Genomic DNA, 18,001 nt, shown 5'->3' on the forward strand with positions numbered 1-18,001 from the left:
CCCAAAATAAATGAGAGAGCGGTTAAGATTTATGTTAATATATTTCGCGTTTTGGTCTATATATTTTCTTGCAGCAAGAGTTATTTTTCTTTCTTACCATATTGAGGATTCCAAAACCCTAACATTAGAAACTGTTTTTGGTATATTTTGGCATGGCTTCCGCATGGATTTGTCAATGGCCGCCTATTTGTGCATTTTTCCGTTTTTGTGGGTTACCCTTTCTAATTTCCTTAACAAAAGCCTGTTTCAAAGTACCATATTTTCTTACACTTTCTTTCTGATCTTTATTATAACACTCATAATTGTAGTTGATTTAGAAGTTTATAACATTTGGTCATTTAGATTAGATGCTACCCCCCTAGCCTATCTAAAATCACCAAAAGAGGCCTGGGCCTCTGTTAAGAATTCCCCAGTTATTCCGCTTATAATCAGCACTATATTATTGGTAATTGTGGCCAGTTCGATAGTTTACAGAATTATAGCCAACAAAATTTATGACTGGAAACACATCAAAAACTTTCCATTCATTATTTATGGGATATTAATGGTCGTCGTTTTGATCATACCTATTCGTGGTGGTTTTGGGATTGCACCAATGAACCACAGCACTGTATATTTCTCCAAAGTAAATTTTGCGAATATCTCAGCCATAAATGCTCCTTGGAACTTTTTTAGCTCTATAATTCACAATTCGTCAAATAAAGTTAATCCTTACACTTATTTGCCAAAAGAAAGCTTGGATACGACCATTGCAAATCTTTATAAAAACGCGTTACCAAGAAAACAAATACTGAATTTTAGCGGTAAAAAACCAAACGTTTTAATCATCATCTGGGAGAGTTTTACCAAAAAGGTGGTTGATCAAAAACACAAGGAGATTGAAATAACACCTAATTTCAATAAACTGAAGACTGAAGGCATTTATTTTTCTGATTTTTATGCCATGGGAGATCGTACCGACAAAGCCATCACGAGTATTTTGAGTGGATTTCCAACGCAACCAACGGAGTCTATCATAAAATATCCAACTAAAACTGCAAGCCTTCCCGTTTTGAGTAAGGAATTCGGTAAAAATGGCTTTTCTACTCAGTTTTATTACGGCGGCGATACAGAATTTGCAAATATCAAATCGTATTTGTTTAATGCCAATTTTGAAAAAATCGTAGACATGAATGACTTTCCAGCCGAACTTTCTACTTCGAAATGGGGTGTGCATGACGAATATATATTTGAAAAATTTCTAGAAGACCACAAAGTACCCGCTGCTAAACCTTTCTTTTCAAGTTTATTGACTTTGAGCAGCCATGAACCATTCGAAACTACCGAAGAACCAAAAATTAAAGGAGATGCTACAGTAGATTTGTTTATGAATTCGCTAAACTATTCAGACCAATGTTTAGGTAATTTTATAGAAAAAGCAAAAAAAACAGATTGGTGGCAAAATACACTAGTCATAATTGTGGGAGACCATGGCCACAAACTTCCTGAAACCGGAAATCGTGTGGACGATTTCAAGATTCCGATGTTGTGGATTGGAGGTGCTGTAAAAACGAATTGGGAATATAAAAATATAGCTTCACAAATTGACATTTCAGCCACTTTACTTGGTCAAATGAACTTTGATGCTTCTGCATTTTATTGGAGTAAAGACTTATTTAAGACCAATACCCAACCTTGGGCATTTTTTGTATTTAATGATGGGTTTGGCTTTATAAAACCAAAAAAACAAATCCTATTTGATAACAAAGGTAGAGTTTTGATCCAAAATCAGGAATTGCTGAAATCAAAAGAACTTATGGAAGGCAAAGCTTTGCAACAAAAAAGTTATCAAGATTTCTTGGCAAGATAATTACCAACCTTATTGATTATTTAATTGAATATTTACGAAAAGGGTTTCACGTAATTCAAGAATCAACTTGAATGTGGCTGTTTTCGAAACTAGTAATTTGCATTATCTCAAATGAGAATAATGCAATTTCTTAAAAAATAGCAAAATCCAAATATTATGTTTGAATTTAACCCAAATATGCCTCAAAAAATATAAATCAATAGATTTTGGATTCGATTTTATAGAAATTATTAACACAAAATCATTTTTTAGCCAATTTTTAGTGAATTGTGCACCTCAAAAGGAACTCAAATCTCATTTTTTTTACAAATAGTTGTATTTTTCAAATAAAATAGAATAAAATCGATACTTTTTTTTGATTAAAGAAATAATATTTTGATTTCGCCAATATATTTGTAACATAATTCTTTAAGAAAAACAGAATCAATATAAAATTATTACAACAATGGCAAAAGCGAAATTAGAGTACATTTGGCTAGACGGTTACAAACCAACTCAAAGCCTAAGAAGCAAAACCAAAATAGAAAACGATTTCTCTGGAAAGTTAGAAGACTGTGATATGTGGTCTTTTGATGGTTCATCAACTGAGCAAGCACCAGGCGGTTCATCTGACTGTCAACTTAAGCCAGTATATATTTGTAAAGATCCTGAGCGTTCGTTATTAGGAACTCCTTCATACCTAGTTATGTGTGAGGTTTTAGACGCAAACGGAGATCCTCATGAGTCTAACGGTCGTGCTACAATCGAAGACGATGACAACGATTTCTGGTTTGGCTTTGAACAAGAATATTTCCTTTATGACTGCGATACCAACCTTCCTTTAGGATTCCCTACAAACGGATATCCACGTCCTCAAGGACCTTACTACTGTTCAGTTGGTGCTAAAAATGCATACGGTCGTCATATCATCGAAGAGCATTTAGAGTACTGTTTACAAGCTGGATTAAATGTAGAAGGTATCAACGCCGAGGTTGCCGCTGGACAATGGGAATTCCAATGTTTTGCAAAAGGAGCTAAACAAGCTGGTGACGAAATTTGGGTAGCTAGATATTTATTAGAAAGAACTTGTGAGAAATATAATGTTTGGATCAACTACCACTGTAAGCCATTGGGCGACACTGACTGGAATGGTTCAGGTATGCATGCTAACTTCTCAAATACTGCATTAAGAACAGCTGGAGACAAAAATGTTTATGATATCATTTGTCAGTCATTTGCTCCATTTGTAAAAGAGCACATTGCAGTATACGGTGCTGATAACCATTTAAGATTAACTGGAAAACACGAAACTCAATCTATCGATCAATTCTCTTACGGAGTTTCTGACCGTGGTGCTTCTATCCGTATTCCAATAGCTGCAGTACAAAAAGGATGGAAAGGATGGTTAGAAGACAGACGTCCTAACTCTGCTGCTGATCCTTACAAAGTAGCGGCTAGAATTATCAAAACTGTAAAAACAGCAAAATTGTAATTCTATTTTTAATAGATAAATAGCTTATTTATTGATATTGAACCCTCAGAACTTTTGTTCTGGGGGTTTTTTGTTCGTAATTTTATGGCTTAATTGATTCTTAATGAAGAAAGTTGCATTTTATACTTTGGGTTGTAAGCTCAATTTCTCGGAAACTTCTACAATTTCCCGAACTTTTGAGGACAAAGGCTTCAAAAAAGTAGGTTTTCAAGAAAAGCCTGATATTTTCATAATAAACACCTGCTCAGTTACTGAAAATGCTGATAAGAAATGCAAGAAAATTGTCAAAGAAGCTCAAAAAATTAATCCAGATGGATATGTGGCCATCATTGGATGCTACGCACAGCTGAAACCACAAGAAATAGCTGAAATAGAAGGCGTTGACGCTGTACTAGGTGCAGCAGAGAAATTTAGATTACATGAATTACTGGGTACTTTTGAGAAGTCTCCTTCGACGTTAAAACCTGTGGATAAAGTTTTTGCAACTAATATTAACGAAACTGTAGATTATCATACTTCATTTTCTTTAAATGACAGAACTCGGACATTTCTAAAAGTTCAAGACGGCTGCGATTATCCTTGCTCCTACTGTACTATACCTCTGGCTCGTGGTGCTAGCCGCTCGGACACCATCGAAAATATCGTAAAATCGGCTCAAGAAATAGCTAGAAACGAAGTAAAAGAGATTGTTCTCACCGGAGTTAATATTGGTGATTTTGGTATAATTAAAGGCGAAAGAAAAGAAAGTTTCTTAGATTTAATAAAAGCCTTAGACGAAGTTGAAGGAATAGAACGGTTCAGAATATCGAGTATTGAACCTAATCTACTAACCAATGAAATTATTGAATTTGTTGCCCAATCTAAGCGTTTTGTGCCTCATTTTCATATTCCATTACAATCGGGCTCTAGCAAGGTTTTGGCACTTATGAAACGCCGATATAAGCGAGAATTGTATCAAGAAAGAGTGCAGAAGATAAAAGAGATTATGCCGAATTGCTGTATAGGTGTGGATGTAATTGTGGGGCATCCGGGCGAAACTGACGAAGAATTCAAAGAAAGCTATAACTTCATAAATGACTTAGATATTAGCTATTTGCACGTATTTACTTATTCTGAAAGAGAAAACACTTCAGCTTTGACGATTAAGCCGATTGTGCCTCAAAACAAACGTGCGGAAAGATCTAGAATGCTTCATATATTGTCTGACAAAAAAAGAAGATATTTTTACGAAAAACACCTTGGCACAATACAGGATGTTCTGTTTGAATCTGAAGAAAACGAAGGTTTTATGACTGGCTTTACTTCCAATTATATTAAAGTTTCTTCCAAATACGACCCATTGTTAATCAATGACATAAAGAGAATCAAACTTAGCTCTATCAATGCTGAAATGCTCGTGGAGATTGAAGAACAGGAAGAAGAATTGGCACATTAAAATAAACCTAATTTGTTTCTCATAAAAAAAGCAACGACCTCAAATCGTTGCTTTTTTTGGTTTTTGCTCAAAAGAAAATACCCATCAAAAGACGGGTATTTTACCAATTGGAGTACAACAAAACCACAATAAATTGTGATTTTTTTGTAAATATAATAAGTTTTAGGCTTCTAATAGTTGTTCATCGTGTTGACTAATATCCAATCCCATCGCTTCGTCTTCTTCCGAAACTCTCATTGGAACCAAAATATCAGTCAATTTCAAGATGATAAATGACATAATAAACGCAAAAGCTGAAACCAATACCAATGCAACTAGATGCTTGATAAATAGTGTAGTTTCACCAAAAAATAAACCTTGGTTGGTAACTGCTCCATTGATAGCTGATGAAGCAAAAATACCTGTGAACAACATACCTACCATACCACCAACACCGTGACAAGGAAATACATCTAATGTATCATCCAAGGCAGTTTTAGTTTTGTAGTGAGCCAAGTAGTTAGAGATAATTGAAGCTACAACACCAATTACCAATGCATGAGGTATAGAAACAAATCCTGCTGCAGGGGTGATAGCCACCAAACCAACTACAACACCGATACAAAATCCTAATGCTGAAACTTTCTTGCCACGAGCTGCATCAAACAATACCCAAGCAATACCAGCAGCACCAGCGGCCGTATTTGTGGTAGCAAAAGCTACAGCTGCTAGAGAATTTGCTCCAAGAGCCGATCCAGCGTTAAAACCAAACCATCCAAACCAAAGTAAACCAGTTCCTAACAATACATAAGGAATGTTTGCTGGAGGTAGGAAACTTCCCTCTACGTGAGATCTACGTCTTTTAAGATAAATAGCACCTGCCAAAGCAGCCCAACCAGCAGACATGTGTACAACAGTACCACCAGCAAAGTCAAGAACGCCCATCTCAAATAAGAAACCACCTGAAGCCCAAGTCATGTGAGCCAAAGGAGCGTAGATAAACAAGCTAAATAGTATCATAAATACAACATAAGACTTGAAATTGATACGCTCAGCCATTGAACCTGTAACTAAAGCAGGTGTGATAACCGCGAATTTTAATTGGAAAAATGCAAACATGATAGCTGGGATAGTTCCCCATGGTTTAGCATCCAAAACTCCTTTCATCATAAAGTGAGTAAGTGGATTTCCAACAAACCCTCCTACACTTTCTCCGAAAGCAAGGCTGTAACCTACTACTACCCAAACTATTGAGATAACTCCCATAGCTATGAAACTTTGTAGCATTGTCGAGATCACATTTTTGGCGTTTACCATACCGCCATAGAAATAAGCAAGGCCTGGTGTCATGATCAATACCAATGCAGATGCAACTAACATCCACGCGGTATCTCCTGTGTCAACGCCTTCTGTAATGATAGCACCAGGTATAGAAGGAAATACCAAGGCCAAGATAACTACCGCAGCCAAAATGGCTATCGGAACATAAGACGGTTTAATTTTCACTGTTTCGCTCATAATTGAAAATAATTAAGTGTTGTACAAAAAGGGTTAAATTAGAAATAAAAGATTAGGGCTGCTCCCAATGTTGATTGAGATTTCTTTGTCAAACCGCCGTCTTTATCATATAATTGAAAAGTACCAGCTGCGTTTTTATATGAATCAAATCTGTATTCTGGCTTGAATTTAAGATTTGGAGAAACATCATAATTTCCTGTCAAAGTAATTCCAGTTGTAGAAACACCAGCACCGTCTGCATCCACTAAATAAATTCCACCCTTGCTGTTGTCAAAGTACTCAATACGAGTTCCTAAGCTAAATTTTTCAGACACTTTACCATTTAAGTAAAGAGCCGCTCCACCCCACGAACCTGTGGTATTTTTTCCTGTTACTGCGTTCAAGCCAACAAGCATTTTTTCTGTTACTTGATAAGAAGTAGTTAAATCGAACCACGAAGTCATATTTTTCTCATCCACACCTTCGTCAGAACCGAAATAGTTCAAATATACGCTCCATCCGTCTACTGGTTTTATCGTAATTTGTCCTTGAAAACCTTTGGCTTTGTTGTTATCGTCTTTGCTATCCAAACCATTGGTAATACCCAACATAAAGGCAAATTTGTCAGATGCGGCCACGTCCAATTTTACGCCAGTGTGATAGAAAGGACCGTTTCCAAACATGTTTGAAAGCGAATAGTTAAAGTTTACAGGAGCGTCAATTACTTCGTAACCGACGTTAGTACCATACTGACCACCAGTTAATGAAACTTTGTCTGACATTTTCCAAGTTAAATATGCTTGTTTAATGGCAAGACCGGTACTTCCAAACTCTGCTCCAAGTGGACTGATTGGGTTTCCGTAGTTTCCAAGATCGCCGTGGTTACCAAATGTAAGGTCAATTACACCTGTTACTTTATCTGTAGAATAAGTAGTTTTTAGCTGAGCCAAACCTACTTGAAAATTATTTGCTTTTTGGTCGAAAATTCTTTCGAAACCTGAAGCACCTAGGTTAGATTGTACACCGTTGAAATTTGCAAAATAGTAAGTATCTACATACCCACTAAAAGTTAAAGGATTTTTTTCCTCTTCTACTACAGCCTTTGGAGCTTCTGTAGAAACCTCAACTTTTTTTGATTGATTTTTTTCACTCTTACCTGGTTTTGTTGGATTTTCGGTTGCCGATACTACTAGAGCCGAAACAAGGCCGAAAATTGTAAAATACACTTTCTTCATAATTTTCTTTGGTTTAATTAACAAATAAGTATGTTATATTTTTCAACAAACTTCTTTCAAAAAAATACATAAATCAAATTTTTAAGTGTGAATTTTATCACATTTCTTTAAAAAAAATATATTTTCTTGAAAAAGTGATATAAATATCCACGCAAATTTAGTTTTTTTTATATTTTTCTATAAAATTAAGTTTATTCTGCGTTTTGCATTATTAACAAAATAATATTTCGATATGAAGTAAATCTTTGAAACTTAATGGAGGAATTTTAAGGTTTACAGTAAACTCAAAATCGTAACAAACTGATTATTTGACCTTAATAGACTGTGGAATTATTAAAATAAGCCAATTTCTGAATTTTGGAGTTCAAGCTGACACCTAAGGTCTGAATTTTACTACCGAAAGGTTTAATTCTATAAAATATATGGTAAGGAAAAGATAAGGGTAAACTAAAGGAAGGTTTTGAAAAAAAAAGAGATTGAATACGAACAAAAATTTACTTTTTCCAAGAATTAAAAATCTGTATGGACATAAAAAAAGCCGCAAACTCTTTTGCGGCTTTCAAATTTTTACTCCCCGTGGAGCCAAGCTTTTTTGGCTTGAAGAGTTTCGAGATCCTCCACATTGTCAGGATCCGGAACGCAGCAGTCCACAGGACAAACTGCAGCACACTGAGGTTCTTCATGAAAACCTGTACATTCAGTACATTTATCGCTAACTATATAATAAAACTCATCAGAAACTGGCTTCATGTTGGCCGTTCCTTTAATAATAGTACCATCTCCAAAGTCAACTTCCGAAAGCTTAGTTCCGCCGCCATACGTCCACTCTATACCGCCTTCGTAAATAGCAGTGTTCGGGCATTCTGGTTCACAAGCTCCACAGTTTATACATTCGTCCGTTATAATAATTGCCATCGCGATTGAATTTCTTTTGTTTTCAAACTAAATAACAAATATAATTCTTCAAAGTTTACCAACCTTTGTATTTTTGTATTGAATTTGGGATAAGGGTATTTTTTTATAAAAAAAATGAAATTAGAAGAAAGAATAGTACTATTTAGTGAGTTAGGAAAGTCATTAAGCCAAAAAATAGAAACCGATGCCTTTGAAGAGGTTTTGACTTTTGCAAAATCAAAAAACGGCTGGTTTACCTTAGACAATTTAAAGAAATCCATACAAACGATTATTGATAAATATTTAAATGAAAGCGAGTTAAGAAACTTTATTGCTAAATATCCAAAACAATTCTTTGATCCAAAAGAATCTAAGAAAGTAGGCATTATTGCAGCGGGAAACATACCTTTAGTCGGCTTTCAAGACTTGATTCATGTTATTTTAGCAGGACATAAATCGGTTTATAAAGCAAGCACGCAAGACGAAATACTCATACAATATATTATTCGAGAACTAAAGTTCATCAATCCAGCGATTGAAGAATATTTGATACTTGCTGATCGACTAAACAATCTGGATGCCTACATTGCCACAGGAAGTGGTAATACCTCGCGATATTTCGACTATTATTTTGCAGCTAAACCTCACATTATTCGTAAAAACCGCACTTCAGTGGCTGTATTGACAGGTAATGAAACCAAAATAGAGTTGGCAGACCTCGGAAATGACATTTTCTCCTATTTTGGGTTGGGTTGCAGAAACATCGCTAAATTATTTGTTCCCGTAGGCTATGATTTCACTCCATTTTTTGAAGCCATAGAATATTGGAACACGATTTCAATGCACTCCAAATACAACAATAACTATGATTACATGAAATCTATCTATTTGGTAAATGGCGTTCAACACTTAGACAATGGCTTTTTATTATTAAAAAACGATGAAACCCTAGCCTCGCCCATTTCTACGCTATTCTATGAGAATTATGCCGACTTAGAATCACTGAAGCGGAGATTAGAATCTCAAAAGGATGAAATCCAAGTAGTGGTGAGTAAGCTACCTATTTCACAGAACAGTTACGATTTCGGAGAAAGCCAATCACCCAAACTAGCCGATTATGCTGATAATGTGGACACTATGGAGTTTTTATCCACTATTTAGTACTAAAAACCCATTCTAGAAACTCAGGAAACACATTTTTCCAGGTATTGAAATTATGCTCTCCTCCTTCAATTTCTACATACTTAATATCTGTGTCTTGGTAACCAATAGTTTTCAATTCTGTGATAATATCCAAAGTATCTTCAATAGAATCTATGATGCCGTTGTTGTTTCTGTCTGCAGTTTCGTCTGCAGTACCACATTCGAGCCAAAACTTTAATCCAGTTTTGTACTTCGAATTTCGGATTTTCTTGTGCATGATTCTGTCTAAATCGTCACTGTAGCCTTCCTCATAACCTTTATCTCTCCACCAGAATGAACCACTAAAAACTCCGATTTTGGAGAAAAGATGGGGATTTTCCCAGGCTATGTCCATAGCAGAAAGTCCACCTAGTGAAAAACCAAAAAAAGTATTGTCAATGGCCAAAAATGAGCTAGAAGTTTCTTTTCTTATTAGAGGCTGTAATTCCGAAACTATAAAGTTCATATAATCCGTTGCCTTATTTCCTCTATTTTTATAATCCGACTGAAAAGAGGTCCCATATTCAGAAAGGCGTCTTTCGTTGGTATGAATTCCTACAAAAATAAATGCTTGACCACCTTTGGTATAGTGATTCTGTATAGTTTTCAATGCATCTAATTGGTCAAAATCCTGCCCATCATTCATATATATGGTAGGATACAAGAGGTTTTTGTCCATATTCTTTGGCAAAACCAAATCGTAAACCACATTTCTATTCAAAATGACTGAATGAATATTTTTATTTCTAAATACCTCGAATGGTTGTTGTTTCAAGTTTTTTCTTTTTGGTTAATTTCTAAAAAAAATGGATGTTTATTTTGATTAGTAGAAATTTATTAGGATTTTAATTTTTCAAACTAAAATACAAATTTAAGAAACAATGCAAGAACGACACATACATTTTTACTCACACATAATTGGAAAGTCGCTCGATTTGTTTGTAACGGGGCATTGGGGCCACCCAATTTTGATGTTTCCGACTTCCATGGGCAATGCCCACCAAAACCGCGACATGGGTCTTCTAGGGAGTATCAGCAACTTTATTAATGAGGGAAAAGTAAAAACTTATAATATTGGCAGTATTGATTTTGAGACTTTCTATGGAAAAAATATTTCTCCACATGACAGGGCATACAACTATGAACTTTACACCCGATTTCTTGCCTACGAACTGATTCCAGAGATACAAAAAGAGAACAGCGTGCACCGAATAGGTGTTGCAGGTTGTAGTTTCGGGGCTTATCATGCAATGAATTTGGCCTTCAAAAAGCCTGATTTAGTGGATTTTGCAATAGGAATGAGCGGCTCCTACGACATCAGAACATTTATGGAAGGGTATTTTGACGACAATGTATATTTTAATAATCCGGTAGATTTTGTTCCAAATGCCGAATCATGGACATTTGAGCACATGAAGGTAGTTCTGGGTACTTCCGACTGGGATATATGTCGTAACGAAACTTTTAGATTTTCACAAATTTTAAACCATAAAAATATCAATCACTGGTATGACGAGAAAAAATGGGCCAGTCATGACTGGCCTCTTTGGAATCATGCTTTTCCAGAATATTTATCAGCAATAATTAATTATTAATATCATGAAAAAAATAGGAATTCTTTTTGGGATGGAAAACACTTTTCCTTGGGCATTTATTGACAGGGTAAATCAAAAAACTGGAGGCAGAGATATTATTGCCGAGCCTGTATTAATTGATAAAGCCGAACAAGGCGTTCCATCTGAATATGCAGTCATCATAGATAGAATTAGTCAAGATGTGCCTTTTTATAGGGCATTTTTAAAAAACGCAGCCCTTTGCGGAACTGCAGTGATCAATAATCCATTTTGGTGGAGTGCTGATGAGAAGTATTTTAACAATTGCTTGGCCATAAAATTGGGGGTACCAGTTCCAAATACCGTGCTCTTGCCATCCAAAGAAAGACCAGATGATACGGGTGATCAGTCGTTTAGAAACTTAAAAATGCCGCTTGATTGGCAATACATGTTTGATAAAATAAAATTTCCTGCCTATATGAAACCTCACTCAGGAGGCGGGTGGAAAAGTGTTTATAGAGTGGATAACCCAGACGACCTTTGGCAGAAACATAACGAAACTGGCCAGTTAGTTATGATGCTACAAGAAGAAATCATCTTTACTGATTATTACCGCTGTTATTGCATTGGAGGCAAATACGTGCAAATTATGCCTTACGAACCACGCAATCCGCATCATTTGCGTTATGCTACTCAGCCAAAAACACAAGGAGAAGCCCACAAAAAATTGATGTCATTAATTACCGATTATGTTTTAAAATTAAACCATGCACTTGGATATGATTTTAACACCGTAGAGTTTGCTATTAGAGATGGAATACCTTATGCCATAGATTTCTGCAATCCAGCACCCGATGCCGACGTGAATTCTGTGGGGCAGGAAAACTTCGAATGGGTAGTTGAAAATGCAGCAAACTTTGCTATAGAAAAGGCTAAAAGTCAGGTATTTGGACAAAACAATTGCACTTGGGGCACATTTATAAGCAACTCTTCTATGCAAACTGCAGAAACACCGAAAGTAAAAAAAACTGAAACCATAAAAAAACCAAAAAAATAATGGGATTATTTACGCTGGGAATCGAGGAAGAGTTCCAAACTATTGACCCTGAAACTAGAGAGCTGAAATCACACATGTCAAAAATAGTGGAAGGTGGAAAAACTATTTTGCAAGAGCGAATAAAGCAAGAAATGCATCAGGCGGTAGTGGAGGTTGGAACAAATATTTGTGAGAACATTCAAGAAGCACGAGAAGAAGTCACTTATCTGCGAAAAATGCTCTTGGATTTGGCACAAAAACAGAATTTACATATTGCGGCGGCCGGCACTCACCCATTCTCTGATTGGCAACATCAACTGATTACAGAGGATGATAGATATGACAAATTGATTGATGAGATGCGAGATGTGGCACGTGGCAATTTGATTTTTGGTTTGCATGTACATGTAGGAATTGAAGACCGCGACGATGCTATCAATATTATGAACCAGGCGAGGTATTTTTTACCTCATATATTTGCGTTATCTGTAAATTCACCTTTTTGGTGTGGCAGAAACACAGGGTTTCATTCTTACCGGGCCAAAGTTTTTGACAAATTCCCTCGCACTGGCATTCCTGAGCATTTTAAAACCGCAGCAGAATATGATTCCTATCTGAATTTACTCATAAAAACCGGCTGTATAGATAATGGTAAGAAAATTTGGTGGGATTTAAGACTCCATCCATTTTTTCCAACGATAGAATTCAGGATTTGCGATGTGCCGATGCGGGTAGACGAAACCATTTGTTTGGCAGCAATAATGCAAGCTTTAATAGCTAAATTATATAAGTTGAGGCAACAAAATCTAAGCTTTAGGCCATATCCAAGACATCTTATTAATGAAAATAAGTGGCGAGCAGGACGTTATGGCATCAATTCAAAATTGATAGACTTTGGAAAAGAAGCCGAAGTACCTTATAATGAACTGGTTGACGAACTTTTGGATTTCATAAAAGACACAGCAGATGAGTTGGGTTCAACAAACGAAGTGAATTATGTGCATCAAATACTTAAAAATGGCACTGGAGCAGATAGGCAACTCAAAGTATTTGAAGAAACTAACGACTTTAATGCCGTAGTAGATTACATAGTAAATGAAACAAAATTCGGACTTTAAGAGTAATTTGACGAAATTTGCAGTCATCTTCAAACAAACGAATGTCAGATTTTAAAATAGCTATTTTAGATATGTATGACAACGCTCCCAATGAAGGAATGCGTTGTATAAAAACTTTAGTGGAGAGTTTTCTCCAATCTAAAGGAATAGCCGGATCCAATTATTCCATTTTTAATGTAAGAAAAACCGTCACTTTGCCTTCATTTGCAGATTTTGACGTGTTTATATCTACGGGTGGCCCTGGAAGTCCTATACTTGAAAACACTGAATGGGAAAGAAATTATTTTCAACTCATAGAAGCTTTGTTGGAACACAATAAAAAGTCTGAAATCAAAAAGCAATTATTTGCAATTTGTCACTCTTTTCAGTTGCTCTATCAATACTTTGAGTTGGGCGTAGTCAACAAAAGAAAATCAACTTCTTTTGGGGTTATGCCCATCCACAAACTTGAGCCTGCACTTCACGAAGGGATATTCTACGGTCTTGAGGAACCTTTTTGGGCAGTAGATTCTCGTGACTATCAGGCCATTATGCCAAATAAAAAGAAATTCAAGGAAATTGGGGCGAGAATTCTTTGCATAGAAAAAAACAGGCCGCATATACCTTTAGAGAGGGCAATAATGGCCATAAGGTTTACCCCCGAAATAGTGGGCACGCAATTTCACCCCGAAGCCGATGCAGAGGGTATGCACAGATACTTTAAAACCGAAGAAAAAAAGCAAGCTGTCATCACGAATTTTGGTGAAAAGAAATACCACAGCATGATAGAACATTTAGAAGATCCTGATAAAATCATGTTCACAGAGTCTGTTATATTGCCCAATTTCTTGGAGCACGCTTTCCAACAAAAATTTGAGATAATTCTAAACTAAAACAATGGTAAACGAGCCAAGAAAATACTTTAACGATTCTTTTTCAGCCGAAAAATATCAATCCATGTTGGCTGAGATAGAAAATGAATTTCCAGAAACGTTGGAATTTCGCGTAGCAGAGTCTCCAGTTTTTGTCAATAAAGAGCTAAAAATAAAGATTTTAAGTGCTTGTGGCTCCATAATTGATGAAATAAAAAAGGAAGGTTTTATAGAAAAAACTAATCGTGCTATTCCTTCAGAGCATTTTGTGCCGAATGAAAATCAAAGACCAGATTGCCTGGCCATTGATTTTGCGATAACTAAAAATGCAGAGGGAGAGTTTGAACCGCAATTGATTGAGTTACAAGGCTTTCCTTCATTATTTGCCTACCAGAGCTATCTTTCTAGCAAATTCAAAAAGCATTTTAATGTACAAAAAGGTTACAGCGAGTTTTTTAATCGCCTAAATACCATGAGTTATATGCAAGAAATGCAACAATTTTTCTTGAATGGGAGTCATCCAAAAAATACGATTTTACTAGAAATATTCCCTGAAAAGCAAAAAACTAGAATAGATTTTGCACTGACAAAGAAGTTTTGGGGCATAGAACCCCTTTGCGTTACCAAACTACGCAAATCTGGTGATGAATTATACTATGAGCAAGATGGAAAGAAAATTACCATAGAGCGTATTTACAACCGATTGATTTCTGACGATTTAGATAGGAATTTTTCAAATATAAAACTGGATGTTGATTTAAAAGAACCGCATTCAGCAAAATGGATTTCGCACCCCAATTGGTTCTACAGAGTTTCAAAATTCAGTCTCCCTTTTTTCAAATCCAAATATATTCCTGAATCAAATTACCTTTCGGAGTTCGCCAAAGTTCCAGAAGATTTGGAAAATTATGTACTAAAACCCTTGTTCTCTTTTGCGGGAGCAGGTGTAAAAATTGATGTAACCAAACAAGATTTAGATAGCATCAAAGACCCAGAGAATTATTTATTACAAAGGAAAATCGCCTATGAGCCTTGTATCAAAGACATTAATGGTGAAGGAATAAAATGCGAAATAAGGATGCTATATATTTGGCCTGAAAACGCTAGTAATCCAAAATTAGTAACCAATTTGGCCAGATTGAGCAGAGGCAAAATGATTGGTGTAGATTACAACAAAAATTTTGACTGGGTGGGCGGTAGTAGTGCTTTTTTCGAAACCAATTGATAATCAGTGGATAATAGACAATTATTTCTAAATAATCTTGCCCAAACCTCAGACTTTCCTTTGGCTCTAGAATTCGTTTATGCTGAAGGGAGTTTTCTTTTTGATAAAAATCACAAAGCATATTTGGATCTTATTTCAGGCATTTCGGTGAGTAATGTTGGGCACCGGCATCCGAAAGTTGTAAAAGCCATCAAAAATCAAGTGGATTCATATCTGCATCAAATGGTTTATGGCGAATATATTCAAAGCCCACAGGTACAACTTGCTCAAGAATTGGTCAAATCTTTAGTAGGTTTTGAAACTTTGTCTGGAGAAAAAATCAATAACGTCTATTTTACAAATTCTGGAACAGAAGCGGTAGAAGGTGCCATGAAATTGGCCAAAAGATACACCAAGAAATCTGAGGTTATTGCCATCAAAAACTCTTACCACGGTTCTACGCACGGTGCATTGTCACTAGGCGAAGAACATTTCAAAAGAGGTTTCAGACCGCTCCTACCTGGTATAAAAAAAATTGAAAGAAATAAAATTGATGATTTAAACCTGATAACAAAAAATACTGCTTGTGTAATAATTGAGCCAATTGGTGCTGAAAGTGGAATTATTGAAACTGAAATAGTTTTCATGAAAAAATTGGCTGAAAGGTGTCGAGAAAAAGGTTCTTTGTTAATTTTTGATGAAATCCAAACCGGTTTCGGACGCACGGGAACATTTTGGGCTTTAGAACAATATGGTTTTGCACCTGATATTTTGCTATCAGCAAAAGGAATGGGCGGCGGTATGCCAATCGGAGCATTTATGGCTCCTATGGGCATAATGTCAGTTTTGAAAGATAATCCAATTTTAGGTCATATCACCACATTTGGTGGTCACCCAGTAAGTTGTGCTGCATCTTTGGCTACGTTGAAGGTGATTCAGGATGAAATAAATCATGAAGCATTGTTTCGAAAATCCGAAAGAATCAAATCAATTTTCTTAAAACATCCATTGGTAAAATCTGTGCGAGGAAAAGGATTTATGTTGGCAGCCGAATTTGAGAATTTTGAGGTCCTAAAAAGAACAATTGATAGATTTATAGAAAATGGACTCATCACCGATTGGTTTTTGTATTGTGACAACGCCATGAGAATTTCTCCACCACTAAATATCTCGGATGCTGAGTTAGATTTAGTAGAACAAATTGTTCTTAACTAAAAAAGACTTTAAAGTTCCTACCTTAAAGTCTTTTCTATAAATATATTACGATTTAATTAAAGTGCTGCCTCTAGCTTCTGAGCTAAAATATGTTTTGGCACTGCACCAACAATTTTATCGACCATTTCGCCATTTTTGAAAATCATCAAAGTAGGTATAGAACGAATGCCTAAGCTTGAAGGGGTAACGCTGTTCGCGTCAACGTCCATTTTGCCAACTATTGCTTTGTCTAAATATTCACCAGCCAATTCTTCTACAGTTGGTCCAATCATTTTACATGGCCCACACCATTCTGCCCAAAAATCAACCAAAACTGGCTTATCCGATTTGATCAATTCTTGAAAATTGGCATCATTTACTTCTATTGCGTTCGCTCCCATTTACTTATTTTTTAGATTATAGGTTACAAACATTTCTTTGGTTTTAAATAGTTCCTAGTTGAGGTTCATTTTTTTTAAAAACTTAATTTTTAAACTATAAATAACACCTCCAAACACAAAAAAAGCCGCCTTGAGGGTATCAAGAACGGCTTTTTGTAGAAAAGAATATTATTTCGATTATTTTACATTATCCGGATTCAATAGATCATAAAATTGATCCAATTTGGGCATCAAAATAATTCTAGTTCTTCTATTGATTGATCGTCCTTCTTGCGTATCGTTTGATGTCAAAGCGTTGTTTTCGCCTCTACCAGCTGCAATAAGTTTGTTAGGATCCACACCAAACTTAGTTTGAAGGGTTCTAACAACCGAAGTGGCTCTTTTAACGCTCAAATCCCAGTTGTCATCGATACAATCCGTGCTGATTTTTACATTGTCCGTATATCCTTCCACCATCATTTCAAGGTCTGGTCTGGCTAACAACATTTTCGCAACTTTCTCTAAAACTGTATAGGCTTTTGGAGAGATTTTATAACTTCCAGAAGTAAACAACATTTTGTCAGATAGGTTTACCATCACCACGGTTTTATCTACCTTTACTTCAATGTCAGTGTCATCCAGTCCTTCGTTTAGCGTCGATTTTAGATTTACCGCTAAAGCAAGGTTCATAGAATCTGCTTTCGATTTAGCTGCTTGTAAAAGACCGATATACTTATCTTTTTTCTCCAATTGAGCCAATGTACGGTTGATGTTTTCACTTGCAGTTTGGTTTAAAACTGTCAAACCACCTACTTGCTGCATTTGAGTATCTCTAACTTTTTGCAAATCAGTGATTTGAGCACGCAAATCTTTCATTTGCTCTTCTTTGGCAGCTTGAGCTGCTTTTGCGGCGTCTTCCGCTCTTTGTTTGTCTTGTTCGCAGGTAACGAGCTTGTTTTTAAAGTCGTTAACCATTTCACCACGACGATCAAGATCAGCTTTGGTACTCGCTAACTCGGTTTGTAATCCAGCAAATTTTTTCTTCGAAACACATGAAGAAAATGCTACCGCAACCGCAATAGAAAAAATTATTCCTTTGGTACTTATCATAATAATTAGAATT

16 protein-coding genes are annotated in these 18,001 nt (G+C 35.9%); 10 read left to right on the plus strand and 6 right to left on the minus strand.

Annotated elements, in window-relative coordinates:
- Positions 1–10 precede the first annotated feature (10 nt).
- The 3 genes from EGI24_RS09205 (at position 11) to mtaB (ending at position 4,755) form a co-directional block, all read left to right on the plus strand.
- A complete protein-coding gene (locus tag EGI24_RS09205; protein ID WP_255048085.1) occupies positions 11–1,849 on the plus strand; it encodes an LTA synthase family protein in 1,839 nt (612 codons plus the stop codon).
- Between the two features lie 445 nt (positions 1,850–2,294).
- Complete coding sequence (locus EGI24_RS09210) at positions 2,295–3,320, plus strand: glutamine synthetase beta-grasp domain-containing protein (RefSeq protein ID WP_255048086.1); 1,026 nt, start codon at positions 2,295–2,297, stop codon at positions 3,318–3,320.
- Positions 3,321–3,423: 103 nt separating this feature from the next.
- Positions 3,424–4,755 (plus strand): tRNA (N(6)-L-threonylcarbamoyladenosine(37)-C(2))-methylthiotransferase MtaB, encoded by a 1,332-nt coding sequence (gene mtaB, locus EGI24_RS09215; protein WP_255048087.1) that lies wholly within the window; start codon positions 3,424–3,426, stop codon positions 4,753–4,755.
- A 162-nt stretch (positions 4,756–4,917) separates the two neighbouring features.
- On the opposite strand, the gene EGI24_RS09220 is transcribed toward mtaB, so the two are convergent.
- The 3 genes from EGI24_RS09220 to EGI24_RS09230 form a co-directional block, all read right to left on the minus strand.
- Positions 4,918–6,252 (minus strand): ammonium transporter, encoded by a 1,335-nt coding sequence (locus tag EGI24_RS09220; protein ID WP_255048088.1) that lies wholly within the window; start codon positions 6,250–6,252, stop codon positions 4,918–4,920.
- A gap of 38 nt (positions 6,253–6,290) precedes the next feature.
- Positions 6,291–7,466 (minus strand): porin, encoded by a 1,176-nt coding sequence (locus EGI24_RS09225; RefSeq protein ID WP_255048089.1) that lies wholly within the window; start codon positions 7,464–7,466, stop codon positions 6,291–6,293.
- A gap of 567 nt (positions 7,467–8,033) precedes the next feature.
- The gene (locus EGI24_RS09230) at positions 8,034–8,381 is read right to left on the minus strand and encodes a 4Fe-4S binding protein (RefSeq protein WP_255048090.1); all 348 of its coding nucleotides are present in this window, start codon (positions 8,379–8,381) and stop codon (positions 8,034–8,036) included.
- Positions 8,382–8,495: 114 nt separating this feature from the next.
- Between EGI24_RS09230 and EGI24_RS09235 the strand changes: the two genes are divergently transcribed.
- On the plus strand, positions 8,496–9,521 hold the full coding sequence (locus EGI24_RS09235; RefSeq protein WP_255048091.1) for an acyl-CoA reductase: 1,026 nt from the start codon (positions 8,496–8,498) through the stop codon (positions 9,519–9,521).
- Here EGI24_RS09235 and EGI24_RS09240 read toward each other — a convergent pair.
- Complete coding sequence (locus EGI24_RS09240) at positions 9,514–10,317, minus strand: esterase family protein (RefSeq protein ID WP_255048092.1); 804 nt, start codon at positions 10,315–10,317, stop codon at positions 9,514–9,516. The genes EGI24_RS09235 and EGI24_RS09240 overlap by 8 nt on opposite strands.
- A 106-nt stretch (positions 10,318–10,423) precedes the next feature.
- Between EGI24_RS09240 and EGI24_RS09245 the strand changes: the two genes are divergently transcribed.
- The 6 genes from EGI24_RS09245 to EGI24_RS09270 are packed head-to-tail and all read left to right on the plus strand — an operon-like array spanning position 10,424 to position 16,519.
- Entirely contained in the window at positions 10,424–11,137 is a 714-nt protein-coding gene (locus tag EGI24_RS09245) for an alpha/beta hydrolase-fold protein (protein ID WP_255048093.1), read from the plus strand.
- Between the two features lie 4 nt (positions 11,138–11,141).
- On the plus strand, positions 11,142–12,152 hold the full coding sequence (locus EGI24_RS09250) for a RimK family alpha-L-glutamate ligase (protein ID WP_255048094.1): 1,011 nt from the start codon (positions 11,142–11,144) through the stop codon (positions 12,150–12,152).
- Entirely contained in the window at positions 12,152–13,249 is a 1,098-nt protein-coding gene (locus tag EGI24_RS09255; protein ID WP_255048095.1) for a carboxylate-amine ligase, read from the plus strand. Before EGI24_RS09250 ends, EGI24_RS09255 begins: the two co-directional genes overlap by 1 nt.
- Before the next feature lie 41 nt (positions 13,250–13,290).
- Entirely contained in the window at positions 13,291–14,121 is an 831-nt protein-coding gene (locus EGI24_RS09260) for a type 1 glutamine amidotransferase (protein WP_255048096.1), read from the plus strand.
- A gap of 4 nt (positions 14,122–14,125) precedes the next feature.
- Complete coding sequence (locus EGI24_RS09265; protein WP_255048098.1) at positions 14,126–15,325, plus strand: hypothetical protein; 1,200 nt, start codon at positions 14,126–14,128, stop codon at positions 15,323–15,325.
- A 6-nt stretch (positions 15,326–15,331) separates the two neighbouring features.
- Positions 15,332–16,519 carry an aspartate aminotransferase family protein gene (locus EGI24_RS09270; protein ID WP_255048099.1) on the plus strand — a complete coding sequence of 396 codons (1,188 nt, stop codon included), beginning with the start codon at positions 15,332–15,334 and terminating at the stop codon, positions 16,517–16,519.
- Between the two features lie 56 nt (positions 16,520–16,575).
- On the opposite strand, the gene trxA is transcribed toward EGI24_RS09270, so the two are convergent.
- Positions 16,576–16,899 carry a thioredoxin gene (gene trxA, locus EGI24_RS09275; protein ID WP_255048100.1) on the minus strand — a complete coding sequence of 108 codons (324 nt, stop codon included), beginning with the start codon at positions 16,897–16,899 and terminating at the stop codon, positions 16,576–16,578.
- A 177-nt stretch (positions 16,900–17,076) separates the two neighbouring features.
- Entirely contained in the window at positions 17,077–17,988 is a 912-nt protein-coding gene (locus EGI24_RS09280) for an OmpA family protein (protein ID WP_255048101.1), read from the minus strand.
- Positions 17,989–18,001: the final 13 nt, after the last annotated feature.

Source organism: Lacihabitans sp. CS3-21 (genome assembly GCF_024343675.1).
GTDB lineage: Bacteria > Bacteroidota > Bacteroidia > Cytophagales > Spirosomataceae > Leadbetterella.